Source organism: Pseudonocardia sp. N23, assembly GCF_002583555.1.
GTDB lineage: Bacteria > Actinomycetota > Actinomycetes > Mycobacteriales > Pseudonocardiaceae > Pseudonocardia.
Map to the genome: position 1 here is coordinate 15034 of NZ_BEGX01000051.1, position 20418 is coordinate 35451.

Annotated in this window: 20 protein-coding genes; all 20 read left to right on the forward strand. The window is 70.3% G+C overall.

All coding sequences use genetic code 11. The features are described from left to right. Positions 1–190 precede the first annotated feature (190 nt). Entirely contained in the window at positions 191–724 is a 534-nt protein-coding gene (locus TOK_RS13245) for a DUF1641 domain-containing protein (RefSeq protein WP_098958157.1), read from the forward strand. Between the two features lie 102 nt (positions 725–826). Further along, positions 827–1798, forward strand: a complete 972-nt coding sequence (locus TOK_RS13250) for a hydrogenase (protein WP_098958158.1) — start codon at positions 827–829, stop codon at positions 1796–1798. Between the two features lie 45 nt (positions 1799–1843). Further along, positions 1844–3451: a nickel-dependent hydrogenase large subunit gene (locus TOK_RS13255; protein WP_098958159.1), complete on the forward strand. Its 1608-nt coding sequence runs from the start codon at positions 1844–1846 to the stop codon at positions 3449–3451. Then, the gene (locus TOK_RS13260) at positions 3448–4308 is read left to right on the forward strand and encodes a hydrogenase maturation protease (RefSeq protein WP_098958160.1); all 861 of its coding nucleotides are present in this window, start codon (positions 3448–3450) and stop codon (positions 4306–4308) included. Before TOK_RS13255 ends, TOK_RS13260 begins: the two co-directional genes overlap by 4 nt. 69 nt (positions 4309–4377) lie before the next feature. Then, on the forward strand, positions 4378–4518 hold the full coding sequence (locus tag TOK_RS13265; protein WP_216361968.1) for a hypothetical protein: 141 nt from the start codon (positions 4378–4380) through the stop codon (positions 4516–4518). Beyond that, positions 4511–5809, forward strand: coding sequence for a hypothetical protein (locus TOK_RS13270; protein ID WP_216361969.1), 1299 nt, complete (start codon positions 4511–4513; stop codon positions 5807–5809). The genes TOK_RS13265 and TOK_RS13270 overlap by 8 nt, the downstream gene beginning before the upstream one ends. A 13-nt stretch (positions 5810–5822) precedes the next feature. Continuing rightward, positions 5823–6761 carry a NifU family protein gene (locus TOK_RS13275; protein ID WP_098958186.1) on the forward strand — a complete coding sequence of 313 codons (939 nt, stop codon included), beginning with the start codon at positions 5823–5825 and terminating at the stop codon, positions 6759–6761. After that, a complete protein-coding gene (locus tag TOK_RS13280) occupies positions 6758–7951 on the forward strand; it encodes an NHL repeat-containing protein (RefSeq protein WP_098958162.1) in 1194 nt (397 codons plus the stop codon). The genes TOK_RS13275 and TOK_RS13280 overlap by 4 nt, the downstream gene beginning before the upstream one ends. Further along, on the forward strand, positions 7951–10320 hold the full coding sequence (gene hypF / locus TOK_RS13285) for a carbamoyltransferase HypF (protein ID WP_098958163.1): 2370 nt from the start codon (positions 7951–7953) through the stop codon (positions 10318–10320). Before TOK_RS13280 ends, hypF begins: the two co-directional genes overlap by 1 nt. Positions 10321–10323: 3 nt before the next feature. Then, positions 10324–10578 (forward strand): HypC/HybG/HupF family hydrogenase formation chaperone, encoded by a 255-nt coding sequence (locus tag TOK_RS13290; protein WP_098958164.1) that lies wholly within the window; start codon positions 10324–10326, stop codon positions 10576–10578. Beyond that, complete coding sequence (locus TOK_RS13295; protein WP_098958165.1) at positions 10575–11300, forward strand: HypC/HybG/HupF family hydrogenase formation chaperone; 726 nt, start codon at positions 10575–10577, stop codon at positions 11298–11300. The genes TOK_RS13290 and TOK_RS13295 overlap by 4 nt, the downstream gene beginning before the upstream one ends. After that, positions 11297–11965 (forward strand): SIS domain-containing protein, encoded by a 669-nt coding sequence (locus TOK_RS13300; RefSeq protein ID WP_098958166.1) that lies wholly within the window; start codon positions 11297–11299, stop codon positions 11963–11965. The genes TOK_RS13295 and TOK_RS13300 overlap by 4 nt, the downstream gene beginning before the upstream one ends. Next, entirely contained in the window at positions 11962–13074 is a 1113-nt protein-coding gene (gene hypE / locus TOK_RS13305) for a hydrogenase expression/formation protein HypE (RefSeq protein ID WP_098958167.1), read from the forward strand. Before TOK_RS13300 ends, hypE begins: the two co-directional genes overlap by 4 nt. Before the next feature lie 16 nt (positions 13075–13090). Continuing rightward, a complete protein-coding gene (locus TOK_RS13310; protein ID WP_098958168.1) occupies positions 13091–13363 on the forward strand; it encodes a HypC/HybG/HupF family hydrogenase formation chaperone in 273 nt (90 codons plus the stop codon). A 31-nt stretch (positions 13364–13394) separates the two neighbouring features. Then, positions 13395–14540, forward strand: coding sequence for a hydrogenase formation protein HypD (gene hypD / locus TOK_RS13315; protein WP_098958169.1), 1146 nt, complete (start codon positions 13395–13397; stop codon positions 14538–14540). Beyond that, positions 14537–15295: a DUF6390 family protein gene (locus tag TOK_RS13320; RefSeq protein WP_098958170.1), complete on the forward strand. Its 759-nt coding sequence runs from the start codon at positions 14537–14539 to the stop codon at positions 15293–15295. Before hypD ends, TOK_RS13320 begins: the two co-directional genes overlap by 4 nt. Then, positions 15292–16134: a hypothetical protein gene (locus TOK_RS13325; RefSeq protein WP_098958171.1), complete on the forward strand. Its 843-nt coding sequence runs from the start codon at positions 15292–15294 to the stop codon at positions 16132–16134. The genes TOK_RS13320 and TOK_RS13325 overlap by 4 nt, the downstream gene beginning before the upstream one ends. Positions 16135–17902: 1768 nt before the next feature. Continuing rightward, on the forward strand, positions 17903–18238 hold the full coding sequence (locus TOK_RS13330; RefSeq protein WP_098958172.1) for a cupin domain-containing protein: 336 nt from the start codon (positions 17903–17905) through the stop codon (positions 18236–18238). Between the two features lie 1008 nt (positions 18239–19246). Next, positions 19247–19444, forward strand: coding sequence for a hypothetical protein (locus TOK_RS13335; RefSeq protein WP_098958173.1), 198 nt, complete (start codon positions 19247–19249; stop codon positions 19442–19444). Next, the gene (locus TOK_RS31700; protein ID WP_141566383.1) at positions 19441–20199 is read left to right on the forward strand and encodes a hypothetical protein; all 759 of its coding nucleotides are present in this window, start codon (positions 19441–19443) and stop codon (positions 20197–20199) included. The genes TOK_RS13335 and TOK_RS31700 overlap by 4 nt, the downstream gene beginning before the upstream one ends. Positions 20200–20418: the final 219 nt, after the last annotated feature.

Genomic DNA, 20418 nt, shown 5'->3' on the forward strand with positions numbered 1-20418 from the left:
ACCTCGCGCCACCGAAGTGAGCCTGCGTGAGCACCATAAGGCAAGGATGATCGCCGGAAGCTCGCAACGGCGCCACCATCTCCTCGCGATCCTGATAGTCGCTGCGCGGAAACGATAGGCCGAGCAGACGAATCTGCCTAGCTTGTGTGCTAGCTCACTGACTCTGATCCACCCGACGGAGGAGGCTCACGTGGCCGTGAACGGTCAACTCGTAGCTCGTTCCCCGGGCAGCGACCTGCTGGAGCGCCTGGACGATCCCGGGACCGCGTCGGCGCTCGGCCAGCTCCTCGATCATGCGGATCTACTCGCTCTGCTCGTCAGCGGCCTCGACGGCTTCCTCCGCCGCGGCGACACCATCACCGAGGCCGTCGTCGACGGTGTGAGGGACCTACGCGGCGCGGCGGGGTCCACGCCGTCCCCGCTGGCCGGCGTCGACGTCAAGGCCCTGCTGTCCAGCCTGACCAGCCTCTCCGGGAGCCTCGCCGGCGCGACACCCACCCTCAACAGTCTGCTCAGCTCCACCTTGATGACCGACCCCCGGACCGCCACGACGCTCGAGCTCATGGGCGAGGCACTCGTGGAGGCGACTGAGACGGACGCGAGGACCCCGTCCGCACCGGCCGGCGTTTTCGGCCTTCTTCGCGCACTCAAGGACCCGGACGTCGCGCGCGGCCTCGGCCTGCTGATCCAGATTGCGAAGGCCCTCGGCCGCAAGCTGCCCTGATCCACCATCCCGTAATCGGCTCGACCTGACGCCGGCAGCGTTCCTCGCTGCCTCCGACCACTGCGGCCCGCGTCGATGCGGATCCGAAGGAGAGGAGTACCCATGGCCTCCGTGCTGTGGTTCCAAGGAGGAGCGTGCAGCGGGAACACGATGTCGTTCCTGAATGCCGAGGAACCGAACGTCGTCGACCTGATCGTCGACTTCGGGCTCGACCTGGTCTGGCACCCGTCACTGGGCCTCGAGCTGGGCAAGAACGCACAGAAGGTGTTCTGGGACTGCGCGAACGGTGAGCGACCACTGGACATCTTCGTCTTCGAGGGTTCCGTGATCGAGGCACCGGATGGCAGCGGACGGATGGACATGTTCGCAGACCGCCCGATGAAGGACTGGGTGGTCGACCTCGCCGCGCAGGCCCAGATCGTCGTCGCGATCGGAGATTGCGCATCGTGGGGCGGTATCCCGGCGATGGAGCCCAACCCCTCCGCCTCGACGGGGCTGCAGTTCCACAAGCGCGCCAAGGGCGGATTCCTCGGCCCGGACTTCACCTCGAAGATGGGCCTGCCGGTGATCAACATTCCGGGCTGCCCCGCGCACCCGGACTGGATCACGCAGATCCTGGTCGCACTGGCCACGGGGCGGGCAGGCGACATCAAGCTCGACGACCTGCACCGACCGGAGACGTTCTTCAAGTCGTTCACACAGACCGGGTGCACGCGGGTCCAGTTCTTCGAGTACAAGCAGTCGACCTACTCCTTCGGCGAGGGCACCCGCACCGGATGCCTGTTCTACGAGATGGGCTGCCGCGGCCCGATGACGCACTCGCCGTGCAACCGGATCCTGTGGAACCGGCAGTCGTCCAAGACCCGTGCCGGCATGCCCTGCCTGGGATGCACCGAGCCCGAGTTCCCCCACTTCGACCTCGCTCCCGGCACCGTCTTCAAGACCCAGAAGGTCAGCGGGACGATCCCGAAGGAGGTGCCGGAGGGCAGCGACCACCTGACGTACATGGCCCACGCCGCGGCAGCGCGCATCGCGGCACCGCAGTGGTCCAAGGAGGACATGTTCGTCGTCTGACGACGCCCCTCCCTGCAACCCCGGTCGTCCCGAAAGGACTCCACCATGACCGCGCTCGACCTGCACGTGAGCCCGCTGGGCCGCGTCGAGGGTGACCTCGACGTACGAGTGACCATCGAGGACGGCGTCGTCACGTCGGCCTGGACCGAAGCCGCGATGTTCCGCGGATTCGAGATCATCCTGCGGGGCAAGGACCCACAGGCCGGGCTCATCGTCTGTCCCCGCATCTGCGGGATCTGCGGCGGTAGTCACCTGTACAAGTCGGCGTACGCGCTCGACACCGCGTGGCGCACACACATGCCGCACAACGCCACGCTGATCCGCAACATCTGCCAGGCGATGGAGACCCTGCAGTCGATCCCACGCTACTTCTACGCGCTCTTCGCGATCGACCTCACCAACAAGAACTACGCCAAGTCGACGATGTACGCCGAGGCCGTCCGCCGGTTCGCGCCGTACGTCGGAACCAGCTACCAGCCCGGCGTGGTGCTGTCGGCCAAGCCGGTCGAGGTCTACGCCATCTTCGGCGGCCAGTGGCCGCACTCCAGCTTCATGGTCCCCGGTGGTGTGATGTGCGCCCCGACGCTGGCCGACGTCACCCGTTCGATCGCGATCCTCGAGCACTGGAAGGACAACTGGCTCGAGAAGCACTGGCTCGGCTGCTCGGTCGACCGGTGGCTCGCCAACAAGACCTGGGAGGACGTACTCGCCTGGGTCGACGAGAACGAGTCGCACTACAACAGCGACTGCGGGTTCTTCATCCGCTACTGCCTCGACGTCGGCCTGGACAAGTACGGCCGCGGCGTCGGCAACTTCCTGGCGACCGGGACCTACTTCGAGCCGTCCATGTACGAGAACCCGACGATCGACGGCCGCAACGCCGCGTTGATCGGACGGCAGGGCGTGTACGCCGACGGCCAGTGGCACGATTTCGACCAGGCCAGGGTCACCGAGGACGTCACGCACTCGTTCTACGAGGGCACCGGCTCGCTGCACCCCTTCGAGGGCGAGACGAACCCGATCGACCCCGCGGACGGTGCGAAGCAGGGCAAGTACAGCTGGGCCAAGTCGCCCCGCTACGACGTTCCGGGCCGGGGCTACATCCCGCTCGAGGCCGGCCCGCTCGCCCGCCGGATGGCGGCAGGCGGTCCCGGTGCCGCGGCGCACCAGGACAATGACGGTCTGTTCGTCGACATGGTGGGCAAGATCGGTGCGAGCGTGTTCGTGCGGCAGCTGGCCCGCATGCACGAGGCGCCCAAGTACTACAAGTGGGCGCGGCAGTGGCTCGACCAGATCGACCTCAAGGAGAGCTTCTACACCAAGCCCGTCGAGCACGCCGACGGCAAGGGCTTCGGCTCCACCGAGGCCGCCCGCGGCTCGTTGTCCGACTGGATCGTCATCGAGGACAACAAGATCAAGAACTACCAGGTGGTCACCCCGACGGCATGGAACATCGGCCCCCGGGACGGCGCCGAGGTCCTCGGCCCGATCGAACAGGCGCTGGTCGGCTCACCGATCATCGACCCCGAGGACCCTGTCGAGCTGGGGCACGTCGCACGCAGCTTCGACTCCTGCCTGGTGTGCACGGTGCACGCCTACGACGGCAAGTCGGGCCGGGAACTCTCCAAGTTCGTGATCAACGGAATGGTGTGATCCCGACGTCCGCAGAACAGCACGTCACCGAGGCGGCTTCCGCCGTCGACATCGAGCCACCCGGATGTGCGGTGCTCGTCGTCGGTTGCGGGAACCTCCTGCGGGGTGACGACGGGCTGGGGCCGGTGCTCGTGCGGCACCTCTGGGAGCGCGGCGTTCCGTCGGGCGCCAAGCTCGTCGACGGCGGTACGGCCGGGATGGACGTCGCATTCCAGATGCGTGGCGCCGAGCGCGTCGTGATCGTCGACGCCGCGGCCACCGGCTCTGCGCCGGGCACCCTGTTCCGGGTGCCCGGCGCAGAGCTGGAGGAGCTGCCTCCGCTGCAGGGCCTGCACACCCACTCGTTCCGGTGGGACCATGCGATCGCGTTCGCGCGCTGGGCCCTCGGCCGCGACTGCCCCACCGACATCACCGTCTTCCTCGTCGAGGTCGCCGACGTCGCGCTCGGGACCGAACTGTCCGAAACCGCAACAGCCGCGCTGGAGCAGGTGATCGAGATCGTCGAACGCGAGTACCTGGCCCCGCTGCGGCCCGAACCCGACACGGGCGACGCCACGGTCGAGTTCACCGCAGACGGCTATCTGCGGCTGGACGCGGAGCTCGCCGCGGCACGGTTCCCGTCCGACGCCGCGGTGGCCGCGGTCCGCGACGGCCAGTTCTGGCTCATCCCGCTGCGCGGTCCGCGCAGCGGCGGCCTCCTGCTCAAGCAGCGGAACCCGGCGGGCGATCGCTCCGTGCTGGTTCGGGAGATGCTCGGTGACCAGGGCCTGGGCGACCAGGTGCCGATCGGCCGCCGGACCGCCCACTGGGACGACGAGCAGGCAGCGCTGCGCATTCCGTTGGAGCGGGGGTCGTGATCCGCTGTGCCCCCCGACGAGGCGGAGGAAGTACAGGTACTGGTCGTGCCCGAGCACGGACGGTGGGCCGTGGAGATCGTCGTCGTCTTCAAGGACGGGATCGTCCGTGAACGGATCGACACCTATCCGACCGAGGCTCGCGCGCAGATCTCGGCCAGCCTGATCAAGCGCGCCGCCGAACGAGACCTTCGAGGACCGTTGAATGGCTGATGCACTGACCGCGCCGTCCCCCACCACCACACCGCTCGACACATCGATCTCCACCGTCCGGCCGCAACCGCTCGGTGCCTTCCCGCTCCCGCTGGGCTACCTGCTCGTCCCGGGTGGGGACGAGAACGATGCCGCCCGCCGCGAGCTGGTTGCCGGGCGGCTGCCGGACCGCTGGCCGGCGGCGTTGCGTGCCCACGAGCTCAGTCTGGCCGGCAACCGGGACGGCGCGCTCGCCGCGCTGGACGTCGACGGCCCCGGAGACGCTTTGACGCGGTATAACCGCTTCGTCCTCGACCCGGACGCCGCCGACCCCGACGCGCTGCGCGCCGAGCTCGGCGCACTCGGCCCGCTCGTCGATCTGGTGCAGTTCGTACTCGGCCGCAGCGACGTGCCCCCCGCCGTCGGATCGCTCGACGGCGAGCTGGCGGCCATGGTGCTGTCCGCCCAGGCCACCGCAGCGCTCGGCACGGGCGACGACGCGGCCGCCGTCGCACTACTGGACCGGGCCGTCGCGTCCGCAGAACCGGTGTCGCCGCCACTGGCCGGCCTGCTCCACGGGGCGGCGGGCTCGATCCTGCGCGATCGGGACAACCAGGCCTGCGTCGAACGGTTCGAACGCGCGCTGAAGCTGCTCGCCGACGCATCAGACCTGCGCATCGGTCGGGCGGAGATCCACCTCGGCCTCGCCGGTGCCCTGCACGACCAGGCCCGGGATCGTCCCGAGCTGCTCGCCGCGACGATCCCGCACTACCACTCCACCCTCCAGCTGGTGCAGAGCGAGGAGGCCCCGACCACCTGGGCAGCGGCCCACGCGGGACTGGCGACCGCCTACCTGACCATGCCCATGACCGAGGCATCCGGCCAGCTGCGACTGGGCATCGCCGCCCAGTCGCTGCGGTCGGCGCTCACGGTCTACACCCGCGAGGACCATCCGGCGGAATGGGCGAGCCTGCAGCTGAACCTCGCCAACTCCCTCGTCTACACCCCGTCGAAGCACCAGGCCGAGAACCTCGTCGAGGCCGTCGAGCTCTACGAGGGCGTGCTGCAGACCCGCGACCGGGACACCGACCCGCTCGGCCGGGCCCGCGTCCTCGCGAACCAGGGCAATGTGCTGGCGCACCTCGGCATGTTCGACGATGCCAAGGCGCGGCTGTACGAGGCGCGCTTCCTCTTCGAGGAGCACACCGACGAGGAGTCGGTGCGCGCCGTGCGCGGTGTCCTGGACGAGATCGCCCGTGAGGCCGCGCTCGCGCGCACCGCCGATCGATCTGCCGACCGCCCGCAGGACTGACGAGGAGACGACCATGTCGACGACCGTCGCCGAGACATCGGCGGACACCACCACTGCACCGAACGCGACGCCGACCGCCGCGACCGGGGCCGACCCCACCTTCGAGGAGCTGGCCGGCCGCGTCGACCGGGCGGTGAGCGCGCTCGCGGAGCTGGAGCCTGCGGCCAGGTCCGTCGCCGAGGAGCTCAAGGCCGCGGTGGAGGCCGTTCACCGGGCGGGTCTGGTGACGATCGTGCGCCGGATGAAGGCCGACGACGGGGCCCGGCCGGTGCTGTTCGACCTGGTCGACGACCCGGTCGTGCACCTGCTGTTGTCCCTGCACGAGATCGTGCGGCCGGACCCCATGACGCTGGGGAACCGGGTGCTGGTCGAGGTGCGCCCGCAGCTGCAGAGCCACGGCGGCGACGTCACGCTCGTCCGCATCGAGGACGGCACCGCGTTCGTCCGGCTCTCCGGCGCCTGCAACGGGTGCTCCATGTCCTCGGTGACCCTGCGCAACCTCGTCGAGAGCGCCATGATCGAGGGCGTGCCGTCCGTCACGGCGGTGGAGGTGCTGCCCAACGAGCCCTCCCCGACGCTGATCCCGGTCGACGCACTGTGGGTCGGGCCCGACCCGGCGAAGGAGGGCTGGGTGCGCGCCGCGAGCGCGGACGCCATACCGGACGGCGCCATCAGCCGGTTCGACCTCACCTCGGAGTCCGGCGCGGAGGCGCAGGTGATCGTGGTGAATCTCGACCAGCGGCTCACCGCGTACCGCAACGAGTGCGCGCACGAGGGCCTGCCGCTCGACGATGCGCTGATCGATACCGCAGGTGGGACCTTGACCTGCCCGTGGCACGGGTTCTGCTACGACGCGACATCGGGTGAGTGCCTCTCCTCTCCTGGCGCCCAGCTCGAGCAGCTGCCCATGCGGGTGGACGATGATCAGGTGTGGATCCGGGTCGGGACATGAGCCGGTTGACCGTCCGGCACAACGTCGGCGGCAGACCCGCACGGCTCGACCCCGAGCCCGGGGTCAGCCTTGCCGACGGCTGGAAGCCGGAGACTTGGCTCGGCGCACCGGCGACGGGTGGGCTCGCGCTGCCGCAGGCGGCGCCGTCGATGGCGTGGATGTACTCGCCGCGTGCGGTCTTCCTCGATGCGGACCATTTGATCGTCGCCGACTCCGGCAACCACCGCCTGCTGATCTGGCACGGTGTCCCCGACACCGACGAACAGCCGGCCGACGTCGTGCTCGGGCAGCCGGACGGCACGACCGAGGGACCCGCTGCAGGCGGGCGGGGCCCGGAGCGCGGGATGCACCTCCCCACCGGCGTGCTGGTGCACGACGGGCGGCTGGTCGTAGCCGATGCCTGGCATCACCGCATCCTCGTCTGGGACGAGGTGCCCCGGACCGACGACGTGGCACCGGACATGGTGCTCGGGCAGCCGGACGCAGGCTCCGTCGAGCCGAACGGGGGCAGCACCTGCTCGGCGTCGTCCCTGTACTGGCCGTTCGGGATCGCCATGGTCGGCGACCGGTTCTGGATCGCCGACACCGGCAACCGGCGCGTGCTCGGCTGGGACGGCGGGCTGCCGGAGCCGGGCCGCCCGGCCGACGTGCTGCTCGGCCAGCCCGACCCCGCGGCGCGCGACGAGAACCGCGGCGCGGCGGCGGGAGCCGCGAGCTTCCGCTGGCCGCACGACATCGCCGGACGCGATGATCTGCTGCTCGTCGCGGACGCCGGCAACCACCGGCTCCTCGGCTGGTCGCCCCTGCCCGACACCGACGCTCCTGCGACGTTCGTGCTCGGCCAGAGCGGGTTCGACGGCGCCGACGAGTGGCCGTACGGGCCGCACACCAACGAGCGCTTCCGGTTCCCCTACGCGGTCGGCCTCGACGGGACGCCCGGTGTGGACGAGCGGCTGGCAGTCGCCGACACGGCCAACAACCGGGTGCTGCTCTGGGACGGCGTGCCCTCCGATGGTCGCGGCGCCGACCACGTGCTGGCACAGCCGACGTTCGCGACCAACGGGGAGAACCGGTGGACCGCGGTCGAGCACGACACACTCTGCTGGCCGTACGGGTTGTCGCTGAACGGCGACCGCCTCGCCGTGTCCGACTCCGGGAACAACCGCGTCGTGATCTGGCGGCGGCACTGATGGACGCCACCGCTGTGGAACTCGCACCGACGCGCCGCCGGTTCACCGTCACCGGGGTGGTCCAGGGCGTGGGCTTCCGCCCGTTCGTCCACCGGCTCGCCAGCGAGCTTCGCCTCGGGGGGCTGGTCGGCAACGACTCCGCCGCCGTGTTCATCGAGGTCCAGGGTGCGGCCCCGACGATCGACGAGTTCGTCCGGCGGCTGCGCGACGAGGCGCCGCCCCTCGCCGCGATCGCCGATGTCGGTTGGGCGGACGTACCGCCGGAGCCGGATCGCGATGCGCCCTTCCGGATCGTCGCGAGCCGGGCGGGCGACGGCGCGGCGACCGCCGTCCCGGCGGACGTCGCGGTGTGCGACGACTGTCTGCGCGAGCTGTTCGACCCCGTCGATCGCCGCCATCGGCACCCGTTCATCACGTGCACCAACTGCGGCCCGCGGTTCACCATCATCCGGGCACTCCCTTATGACAGGCCCGACACCACGATGGCCGACTTCGAGCTGTGCCACCGCTGCGCCGCCGAGTACCACGATCCCGCCGACCGGCGCTTCCACGCGCAGCCCGTCGCGTGCCCCGACTGCGGGCCCTCCCTGTGGTTCACCGACGGACAAGGGCCAGCCGAGGGACGAGACCGGGTCACCGGCGCCGACGCTGCGCTCGCCTCGGCCCAGCGCGCGATCGGCTCCGGCCGCGTGGTGGCGGTCAAGGGTATCGGCGGCTACCACCTTGCCTGTGCCGCGCACGACGAGTCCGCGGTGGCGGACCTGCGCTCCCGCAAGGCCCGCGGTGGCAAGCCGTTCGCCGTGCTGGTCCGCGACCTCGACGTCGCCCGCCGGTACGCCGAGATCGACTCCGCGGAGGCGGCGGTGCTGTGCTCGCCCGCCCGCCCTGTGGTGCTCGTGCGCCGCCGGCGCGGCGCGCCGGTGGCCCACGGCGTCGCACCTGGCAGTCCGCTGCTCGGGATCGTGCTGCCGTACTCGCCGTTGCACCACCTCCTACTTGCCCCGGTGCCCGGCGCCGACGCTCCCGCCCCGGAGGCGGTCGTGCTGACCAGCGCGAACCGTTCGGACGAGCCGATCTGCTTCACCACCGAGGACGCGGCGAACCGCTTGCCCGCGCTGTGCGACGGAGTGCTCGACCACGACCGGCCGATCCACGTCCCGTGCGACGACTCGGTCGTGCGGGTGGTCGACGGCCACGAACTGCCGATCCGCCGCTCGCGCGGCTATGCCCCGCTGCCGGTCGACCTGCGGCTCGACGGGCCCCCCGTGCTCGCGGTCGGCGCCGAGCTGAAGAACACCTTCTGCCTCACCGACGGGCGGCGGGCGTTCTGCTCGGCCCACGTCGGGGACATGGGCACGCTGGAGACGCTGCAGGCGTTCGAGCGGTCCGTCGCCCAGCTCTGCGATCTCCGGGGCGCGCCCGCGCGGCTCGTCGCCGACCTGCACCCCTCGTACCTGACCAGCGCCTGGGCCGAGCGCCACGCCGGCGACCGCCCGCTGGACCTCGTCCAGCACCACCACGCGCACATCGTGTCCCTGCTCGCCGAGCACGGGCGGCTCGGCGTCCCGATCATCGGCGTCGCGTTCGACGGCACCGGCTACGGCAACGACGCGACCGTGTGGGGCGGCGAGATACTCGTACTGGGCAGCGACAGCCACCGGTTCGTCCGCGCCGGGCACCTCGCAGCGGTCCCGCTGCCCGGCGGGGACCACGCCGTGCGCAATCCTTGGCTGATGGCGCTGTCCCACGCGAGAGCAGCCGGCGTCGAGTGGACCGACGACCTGGCGCCGGTCCGTGCCGCCGTGCCCGCGGAGCTCGCCGCGCTGCGATCGCAGCTCGACACGGGAGTGGGATGCGTCCCCACCACGAGCATGGGGCGACTGTTCGACGCCGTCGCGTCGCTGCTCGACGTCCGCCACCGGACCGGCTACGAGGGCCAGGCCGCCATCGAGCTGGAGGTACTGGCCGCCGAGGCGGACGACCTCGCCGTGGACGTGGCGTGGCCGAGCCTGGCCGTCCACGCCGACGGCTCGATCGATGCGGCCCCGCTCGTGCGGGACACGGTCAGGGCGCTGCGCGCCGGACTCGCGCCTGCGCAGCTCGCCAGAGCGTTCCACGTCGCCGTGGCGGCCGCGGTCGTGACGGTGGTCGGCCAGGTGGGCGGGACCGTGCGCACGGTGGGCCTCAGCGGCGGGGTCTTCCAGAACGTACTGCTGCTGCAGGAATGCCGTCGGCGCCTGGCAGCGGCCGGGTACGAGGTACTGACCCACCGTCTGGTGCCCCCCAACGACGGCGGCCTGGCGCTCGGACAAGCTGCGGTGTCGGTGCTGGCGGCGACAGCCGATCCGGCGTCGGATCAGGAGGGTTGAGCGATGTGTCTGGGAATCCCGGGACGGGTGATGGAGATCTGGGACGAGGAGTCCGGCGCCCGGATGGCGCGGGTGGAGTTCCCCGGCGAGGTGAAGAGACTCTGCCTGGCCTACCTGCCGGACCTGCAGGTCGGTGAGTACACCATCGCGCATGCCGGGTTCGCGCTGAGCCGCATCGACGAGGACTCGGCGCGGCTCACGCTCGCGACGATGGCCGAGTACGGCGTCTTCGGCGACGAAGGGGTGGTTCCGTCATGACGACCGTGGTCGACCAGGCTCTCGACGAGGGGCTGTCGGCCGATCTCGCCGCGGCGTCGTTCGCACTGGCCCGTGGGTTCTCGGCCGGTGCCACGATGTGGTGCCTGGCGCCGGCATGGGAACCGCACGCGCAGCACATCGCCGTCGAGTTCGTGCACCCGGTGATCGTGGGGAAGAAGGCCCTGCCCGCGGTGGCGCTGACCGGACGGGACCTCGTGGGGACCGCCCGCGTGTCGGTCCGCTCCGGCGACATCGTGGTCGCGGTGGCGAGTGCAGCCGACGCGGAGGTCCGCGCCATCATGCGTCGGGCTCCGGCCTGGGGTGCCACCACGATCTGGATCGGCAGCGGAGCGCGGCCGCCCGCGGGCGCGGCCGACCACGTGCTGTGGATCGACGATCCCGACCCACGGGTGCCGGCGACGGGCGGGTTCGTGCTGCTCTACCACCTGCTCTGGGAGCTGACGCACGTGTGTTTCGAGCACCCCGGCCTGCTGGTGGCCGATCCCGCGGAGTGCACCGACGAGGTGTGCATCACGTGCAGCGACGAGGGGAGGCTCGGCGAGGTCGTGTCGCCGTCCAGGTCCGGATCGGCCAGGGTCCGTACCGCAGAGGGCATCGAGTCGGTCGCGACCGTGCTCGTCGAGCCGGTCGAGCCCGGCCAGCTCCTGCTCGTACACGCGGGCATGGCGATCAGCACGGTGCGCGAGGAGGACGGCGAATGACACAGCCGACCGGGGCCGGAGAGGCGACCGATTTCCTCTACCCCTTCATCGATGCGCAGGAACGTGACCCCCAGCCCCTGCTCGCCGACCTCGCGGCGTCGGCGCGCGCCAAGGCCGTCGAGAGCGCGACGTTGCGCCGGGCCACGCTGGAGGCAGGCGCGGACGGGCTGGCGGCAGCCGGCGCTGAGATGGCGCGGCGGTTCGCTGCGGGCGGGCGGCTGTTCACCTTCGGGAACGGCGGAAGCTCGACCGACGCCGGCACGCTGGCCGCCCTGTTCGCCCGTCCTCCCGAGGGGCGCGCGCTGCCTGCCTGGTCGCTGACCGCCGACCAGGCGATCCTCACCGCTCTGGGCAACGACGTCGGTTTCGAGCTCGTGTTCGCCCGGCAGCTGATCGCCCGGGGCGACGCCGGGGACATCGCGGTGGCGATGTCGACCAGCGGCAGCTCTGCCGATCTGACCGCCGGGCTGCGGGAAGCGAAGCGGCGCGGCATGTACACCGTCGGCTTCGCGGGCTACGACGGGGGGCAGTTCGCCGCGAGCCGCGATGTCGACGTGTGTTTCGTGGTTCGCTCGCAGAGCGTGCACCGCATCCAGGAGTCGCAAGCGCTGTTGGGCTATCAGCTGTGGGCCACGGTGCACGAGCACGGGACGGACGAGTCATGAGCGGGACGGTCAGCGAGTACCTGTCGTCAGGTCCGACCTTCGCCGAGGGTGAGGTCATCGACCGGATCGAGGCGTTCCGCAGGCGCCGACCGCGGCTGCGCGACGAGATCGTGACGCTGGCCCACGGCGCGGGCGGGAAGTCGTCGGCGGCGCTGGTGGACGCGGTGTTCGTCGAGGCGTTCCGCAACCCGCTGCTCGAGTCGCTCGGCGACGGCGCCGTGGTCACGCTGCCCAGCGGCGAGCGGCTGGCGATGTCCACCGACTCGTTCGTGGTGCAGCCCCTGCGCTTCCCCGGTGGTTCGATCGGGCATCTGGCCGTGCACGGCACCGTCAACGACCTGGCGATGGCCGGAGCGGTGCCGTCGTGGGTCTCGGCGGCGTTCGTGCTCGAGGAGGGCTTCCCGATCGCGGAGCTCAAGGAGATCGTCGCCGACATGGCCGCCGCGGCTGCCGCTGCGGGCGTGCAGATCATCACGGGCGACACCAAGGTCGTGCCGAAGGGCGCGGCCGACGGGCTGTTCATCACCACCGCCGGCATCGGTGTCGTGCCGGCCGGACGGGAGCTGTCGGCGGCCGCGGTGCGCCCCGGAGACAAGGTCCTGCTCTCCGGGACGATGGGCGACCACGGGATGGCCGTCATGCTCGCCCGTGGCGATCTCGCGATCGAGGCCGACATCCGCTCGGACACGGCGGCGGTGAGCCCGCTGGTCGAGGCACTGATGGCGGCTGCTCCGTCCACCCGGTGGATGCGCGACCCGACCCGTGGCGGTGTCGGGACCGTCTGCAACGAGCTGGCTCAGGCCAGCGGTCTGGGTGTCGTGCTCGACGAGCAGCGGCTCCCTGTGCGGCCGGTGGTGAACGGGGCGTGCGAGATGCTCGGCATCGACCCGCTCTACGTCGCCAACGAGGGCAAGTTTTTGGCCGTCGTGGCACCGGACGAGGCCGAGGCCGGCCTGACGGCGCTGCGATCGCAGCCGCTCGGTGACGGTGCCGCAGAGATCGGCACGGTCGTTGCGGAGCCGGAGGCGACCGTGGTGCTCCGCACCGGCTTCGGCGGCACCCGGATCGTCGACATGCTCGTCGGCGACCCGCTGCCGCGAATCTGCTGAGAGAGGACTTGTCACCATGTGCCTGGGAATTCCGGGACGGATCGTGGAGATCACCGACGCGGTGAACTTCCTGGCGAAGGTCGACGTCAGCGGCGTGCAGCGCACGATCAGTGTGCGGCTGCTGGAGAAGGACATGCCCGAACCCGACGAGTGGGTGCTGGTCCACGTCGGGTTCGCCATGGCGAAGATCGACGAGACCGAGGCGCTGCTCACGTTGGCAGCGGTGCAGAAGCTCGGTACGGCCTACGACGACGAGATCGACGCCTTCGACACGTCGTCGATCATCTGACTGTCTCGATCATCTGACTACGGAGTCCACCATGCGTTTCGTCGACGAGTTCCGCGACCCGGCGGCCGCCCGGGCGTTGCTGGGGGCCATCACGAAGCTCGCAGCCGCCGCCGGTGACGGCGAGCAGTTCAAGTTCATGGAGGTGTGCGGAGGGCACACCCACACGATCTACCGGCACGGCATCGAGCACCTGCTGCCGGACAGCGTCGAGCTGGTGCACGGTCCCGGTTGCCCGGTGTGCGTGATACCGATGGGCCGGATCGACGACGCAATCTGGCTGGCCGGGCAGCCGGACGTGATCTTCACCTGTTTCGGCGACATGATGCGCGTCCCGGGATCCGGCGGAAGCCTGCTCGACGCCAAGGCCCGCGGCGCGGACGTGCGGTTCGTGTACTCGCCCCTGGACGCGCTGAAGCTCGCCGTCGACAACCCCGGCAAGCAGGTCGTCTTCTTCGCCATCGGCTTCGAGACCACCGCGCCGTCCACGGCGGTGACGCTGGTCCGGGCCCGCGAGCTGGGCGTCACGAACTTCAGCGTCTTCTGCAACCACGTCACGATCGTGCCGCCGATCAAGGCGATCCTGGACTCACCCGACCTGCGGCTGTCGGGGTTCCTCGGTCCGGGGCACGTCTCGACCGTCGTCGGGAACCGGCCCTACCGGTTCGTGCCCGAGGTCTACGGCAAGCCCATCGTCGTCGCCGGGTTCGAGCCGCTGGACATCCTCGCCTCCGTTGCGATGCTGCTGCGGCAGATCAACGAGGGCCGCTGCGAGGTGGAGAACCAGTACTCGCGGGTGGTGCACCCGGAGGGCAATCCCGCGGCACTCGCCCTGATGGGACAGGTGTTCGCGCTGCGCCCGCACTTCGAGTGGCGCGGGCTCGGCTTCATCTCCCAGAGCGCGCTGAAGCTGCACGACGACTTCGCCGAGTTCGACGCCGAGCTGCGGTATGCGATGCCCGGCATCCGGGTGGCCGACCCGAAGTCCTGCCAGTGCGGCGAGGTGCTCAAGGGCGTGCTCAAACCGTGGGAGTGCAAGGTGTTCGGCACCGCGTGCACCCCGGAGACCCCGATCGGCACCTGCATGGTGTCGCCGGAGGGGGCGTGCGCGGCCTACTACAACTTCGGTCGGCTGCACCGCGACGCCGCTGCGCTGGTGGGGCAGGCAGGGTTGTCGTGACGGCCACAGCGGGGACGGACACGCGCGGGACGCAGTTGTTCGCGCGCTACGCCTTCGCACCCAACGCGCTCGGCTACTGCGGTCCACCGGACGCCGCGGCGTTGCGGCGCGGCTCCGACGCCGACGTGCGGGCGGCCGCGAGACGGTTCTCCGGCGCCTGGCCCTACCTGCAGGTGCTCTCGCGGATGACCGGGATCGAGGACCCGATGGATCACCGGCTGGTCGAGTCGTACTGGCTGGGCGGGGGTGTCGGGGCCGATCTCGATCCGCAGGAGTTCGGCACGGAGCTGCTCGCCGTCATCGGTCCGCAGGCCGGCCACTACTGGGCGCACCTGTCCCCCGAGCTGCTGCGGGAGGCAGCCGGTAACCACTGCTTCCACGTCTTCGGGGTCTACCCGTGGTCCCGGCTGCTCGGCACGGGACACGACGATCAGCCGTTGCACGTCCTGGACAGCTGCCGGATCTCCTGGGGAACCGTGCTCTCCCGCGACGAGGGCGATGCGCAGGTGCGGTCCCGGCAGCTCGAGATCCGCTCGGGCATGCTCACGATGTCCGCACCCGCGGTGACCCGGGTGTCGGTCCGGGTCGACGGGTACAGCGCGGTGCCGGATCTCGCCGTCGGTGACGAGGTGGCTGTGCACTGGGGTCAGGTCTGCGACCGGCTCGAACCGCGCCAGGTTCGCGCGCTGGAGGCCGGCACCGTGCGCCAGCTGCGCGTCACCAATCAGCGACTCGGCGAAGAGCGCTCCCGGTGAGGCCACGGATCCTCCAGTCCGACGGCCAGATCGGCTTCCGGTGGGCGACCCCGGACGGGCGGCCGAGCACGCTGCAGGCACTGGTGATCGACGACGACGAGGCGGACCGGCTGGTCGCCACACACCTGGCCGCCCTCGACGACGCGCTGATCATCGCCGCGGAGCGGTTCGGAGATCTTCTCGGCGGCGGGCGCCGCCCGGCCGATCACGGGGAGCGGGAGGGGCTGCTGGAGCTGCACCGCGCCCTGGACCGGCTCTGTCACGAGTTCGCGCTCGCGGTCGAGCTCACCGGCATCGCTACGGACGTCCGAGCCGGCCAGATCATCGGCACCGCGGCACTGTTCTCCATCCGGGCCAGGCTTCCCCTGGACCTGCTCGGTCCCGCCCCCTTCGACGGCGAGCTCGACGATCCCGTGGTGGGTATGGTCGGTGGATTCGGGGAGATGGTCCAGGTCGATCCCGACAGGCCATGGGCCGGCGGCCGATGGATCGTGCGGACGGAATCCGGCATGCGGTACCCGTTGACCCTGTCGACACTGCTGTTCGACAGCTCGGGCACGAACAAGGATGCTGCCCGGCAGGAACACCGCGATGCGCTCCGGTCGGTGATGGCGGGAGCGGAGTCGGAGGGCGCCGACCCGTTCGCCGTGGCATGCGCACTCGACTGGTTGCTCTACGACTTCCTGATGGCGCACCGCGAGGGCCCCGACAGCGCGGCGATCGTGCTGGCGAACGGCCAGGAGCGGGACGCCGGTCTGATCGTCACCGCCGCGGCGGCGTCGATCGTGGCGCGCGCCGGCTTCGACCCGGGACTCGTCGGGCTCTCACCCCGGTCGTGAGTGTGATGCTGACCTCGACGAAGTCGTCGGCGGCGAAGCGGGCGTTGCGCTCGACCAGCTCCCGGCCGGAGGTCACGGCGCCACGACGGTCTCGACGAGACCGGACTCCCCGACGTCGAAGCAGGCAGCCAGCATCTCCGGCCGACCCTCCAGCCGGGTGATCCCGCAGTCGCTGCGGGGCAGGACCACGAGCTCTCACCCGGGCACGAGATCGCCACCCGCGGCCTGTCTCACCGCACGGAGCTTCACCGGCCACCGCCGCCGGGGTGATGTGTCCGCCGACGTTGCGGATCGCAGCGTCCTCGCCCGGCTCGGTTCCCAGGACGTCGGTCGGGCCGACGCGGGTCGACACAGCCGATCACGGTCGCCTTCAGCAACGGCATCATGCGCAGGCCCGCTGTGAAACGGTCCGCAACAGTCAGTCCAGATTCGGAGATCCCGAAACTCTTCGCGATGGCGGCGATCGACTGGCGCCCTGGCGGGCGACGCGATCGTGCTCGCCCAGGCCGTCGAGAAGTCTGCAGGTGTCGTGGCTGGGGGCTAGGCTGGGCCCGATCGAGCGAGATTGGTCGTCCGGCACTGCGCCGGCCGATCATCAATGACGACACCCCAGACCCTGGTGGGCGCCCGCAGCGAGAAGTCGCCAGCGGCCGAAGGACGGGGATGACGAGTGTGTGCGCCATGCTGACGGCCGCTTCGCACACGCGCAGGGCCTGGCCTGGCCACCGCTGTCGGGCCTCCCGGCCCGGTCGGCCTGATCCGACAAACCGGACCCCTGCCACTGACCGAAATGGGGACACTGCATGGCGCGGTGACGGCTGGCCTCACCCTCGGCAGGGCAGGTCTTGCTCGACGCGACCGGGATGGTCGCCGACGACGAGATGGGCCTGCTCGTGCTGCCCGACACCGCCCTCTGGGCGGGAGGGCGCCCGGTTCGGCCGCACCGTCGGCGGTGACCGGGCAGAGATGAGCGAAGCTGTGGCGTCGATCATTGTGCGGGCTGTCCTTCCCGATCCGGCAAGCCTGCGTCGGGAAGTCGGGTCCGCGGCGCGGGCACCGTCGGTGTACAGCTCCCTGCCGTGGCGGTGGCGTGCCGGCACCACCGACGGTGTGGATCTGTTCGCCGACCCGGACCGGCACCTCATCACGATCGTCGCTGACGGGCGCGACCTGTTGCTCAGCTGCGGCGCAGCGCACCATCTCGTCGTTGCGCTGGCCGCGGCGTGGTCGGCGCAGGTCGAGCGGTTCCCCGATCCGGAGAACAGCGTTCATCTCGCCCGCGTGCGACCGATGGTCGCGGCGCCGGGCACGGGCACGGCACGGTTGGCCTGTGCGACCTCGCAGCGGCGCACCGACCGTCGGCGATTCAGCGTCGAGCCGGTCGACGAGCGGTCTCGGCCACATCCTCGTCGAGTTGTGATGGCACCGCGCTGCCGTCAGCCGTCCGTCCGCACCGAATGCCTTGACCTACCCGGCACGTCCGAGCACGGTCACGCCGATCCCCTGGCCGCGGTCGGTCACCCAGCACTTCTGCGTCCAGGGCTGGGCCGGCATCGCAGAGTGGGGCGGGGTGTCCATGGCCACCGAGATCCACCGGGTTCAAACACGTCGAATGGATCGACAGCATCGAGTTCGTCGCCGACTTCGCCGAGCTCGGCGGCGCTTACGGCGGCTACAACCCCGACCACGAGTTCTTCGGCCACCGCCGAGCCCTCCGACAACCACCCACCCGAGAACCACGGACACGACGTTCGGAAGGTGTACGTCCATGTCACAGAAGGCCTCGTTGACCGCCCTCACCCGCGAACAACTGGAGCTGGCCCGGGCCGCCTCCAGCGGGCGCAGCGCACGCACCGTGTTCGGCGGCCACGAACACGTGCTGCACCAGACCTTGATCGCGCTCGCCGCCGGCCGCGGCCTCGACGAGCACGACGGTCCCGGCGACGCCACCGTGTACGTCCTGCACGGCCGGGTGCGCTTACGCGCCGGTACGGACGGGTGGGAAGGATTGGCCGGGGACCTGCTCACCGTGCCCGCTGCACGACACAGCCTCGACGCCCTCGAGGACTCCACCGTCCTGCTCACCGTCGCAAAACACAGCTGACGAGCTGAAGGGGACAGGGCGATGAACGCATGCGCACAGGGCCGCCCGGTGAACCATGACCTCACCCACCTCGTGCCGGCCCCGTCGGGCCGGAGCTCCTCACCGGAGCTTGCGTGGGAGAACGAGGGTGGCCACCTCCTACCGGAGCGACCCGACGACGTCGCTCGGACGGGAACGGAAGCACCCCACGGGTCGCCGCGACCGCCGCGTGAGGGTATGCCCGGTCCATCGAGTGGTGAGAAGAGCCAGTCGGCGCCCACGTAGAGGTCAAGCCCGGTAGTGCTGGCCGGCGAGTGTTGACGTGACCCCCGTCAGCCGGACAACTCGGTCTGTGTCGTGAGCTGTTGTACGCGCCAGTCGCTCCCGCTCAGCCGGGCAGCGACGGCTCAGCAGCAATGTCGTGTCCAGCCTTGGACGGGCCTGGCGAGGAGGTGGCGCAGCATCGGCTCCGAGCGACCCAGTTCGACCAAGTGAAGCTCGCTTGGCTGCATGATCCGTTGCTCTCCCGACTCCGTGAGGCGCAATCGCACGGTCCGCGCGTCTTCGCTGTCGCGTACCCGTTCCAGCAGTCCGCCGGCCTGGGCTCACTGCCACGTCTCCCACTTGCATCAGGTCGCGATATTTTAGTATCGTGTCACGATACGATTGAAAGAGGAAGTCATGAAAGAGAACATGACGGTGGCGCTCGCCTGCCCGGTTTCGTGACCGCGCTGACCGTGATCGAGGTCGAGATGCGGATCGGACGCGACCGCACGACGAAGCAGATGTGGCAGTTCCACAGTCAGGATCACCGTCGGGTGAGACACCTCGGCCACCGCGCGCCGCAGCCGACCGGACGACGATCGACCACGCAGCGACCGGACGTGGTTCCCCCTCGCGGGCCCGGAGCTCGTCAGGAGTGCGGCGCACCGCCGCGATCAGCGCGGGGGGGTACCCGTACGGCCACCACACAGCTCCATTGCGGCGACAGCAGCCGCGCCATCGCAATATCAATCCAAGGAGGAGATCATGAAACTCGGAAAGCACATCGCGGACGGGACCGCGGAGGACCAGGTGGAGTTCACACCGACCGGCTCCGAGCCGGGTGCAATCTCTGACGACACACTCGCGGCCTCCCGAATGAGCGAAAACCCTGACGCCATGGCGCAGGGTGTGATGATGACGGTCCCGGCGCCGGCGACCGCTGGCGCGCGGATCGGGTCGTGATCGGAAGGTCCGGCGCACACGAGAGCTCCGAGACGGCCCTGACCGGTTACAAGATCGCCTATCCGGTGGTCTCCTCGAACGGTGCGCGAACGGCGTTCAGCGGAGTCGGCGCCGGGAAGAGAATCGTCTATCTGGCCGTCGACGACGCGGTGTGCCTGAACGATTCCAGTCATCCGGTACCGAACAGGATGTGCAAGTGCGGCTTCTACTGCTTTCATTTGCGGGATGCTGCACGTGACCTGACCTCCGCACCAGAGAACAGCGGAGCCGTCGTGATCGAGGTCGCGGCATCGGGGCGCTACCGTCGCCACGAGCTGGGCTTGCGTTATGCGCGACAGCGGGTTCGTCGGGTGTGGATGGGTCCGTGTCGATGCGGATGGGCCGCCGAGGTGTTCGTCCACACGGCTGAGGGCCGGGCCGGGTGGTGCCAGCTGACCCCGTCGTGCCGAGACTGCGCCCAAGGCCACCCTGTGCTCACCGGCGCGTCTTTCGCCGCGCTGTCCGGCGAGCGTGGGCTGACCGTGAGTGGCGACGACTCACCGTTGCGCCACTTCGAGCACCCGCACGACGGGACAGGCGACCAGAACACCGCCGGTGTCGATCGGCGCGGATGTGCGCACGGTCGGGACGGGCGCGATCACCACGGCTGCGCCGGAGCCGATGGGACGGCGTTGGTCGACGCCGAGTTCGCGGTGCTCCACGCTCGAATCGACGAGTTGCAGGCCGAGCTCGATCACCTCCTGCACCAAGAATGAGCGGTCAAGAACGAGCCGTCGGTGGGCCGACGGACGGGGACGGACCGAGGAGACGTTGCCCTCGACCCGGCCTGCCCCCGGATCGGTCCCGACCGGGTCGGTGGAACGACCGCTCGATGCGACGACACGTTCTGGAGCTGGTCGGCGACGGCGACGAGGATCCGGTCGAACTGGGCGTGCACTGAGACGGCGTCGGGTTGGTCGTACACCGAGTGCAGC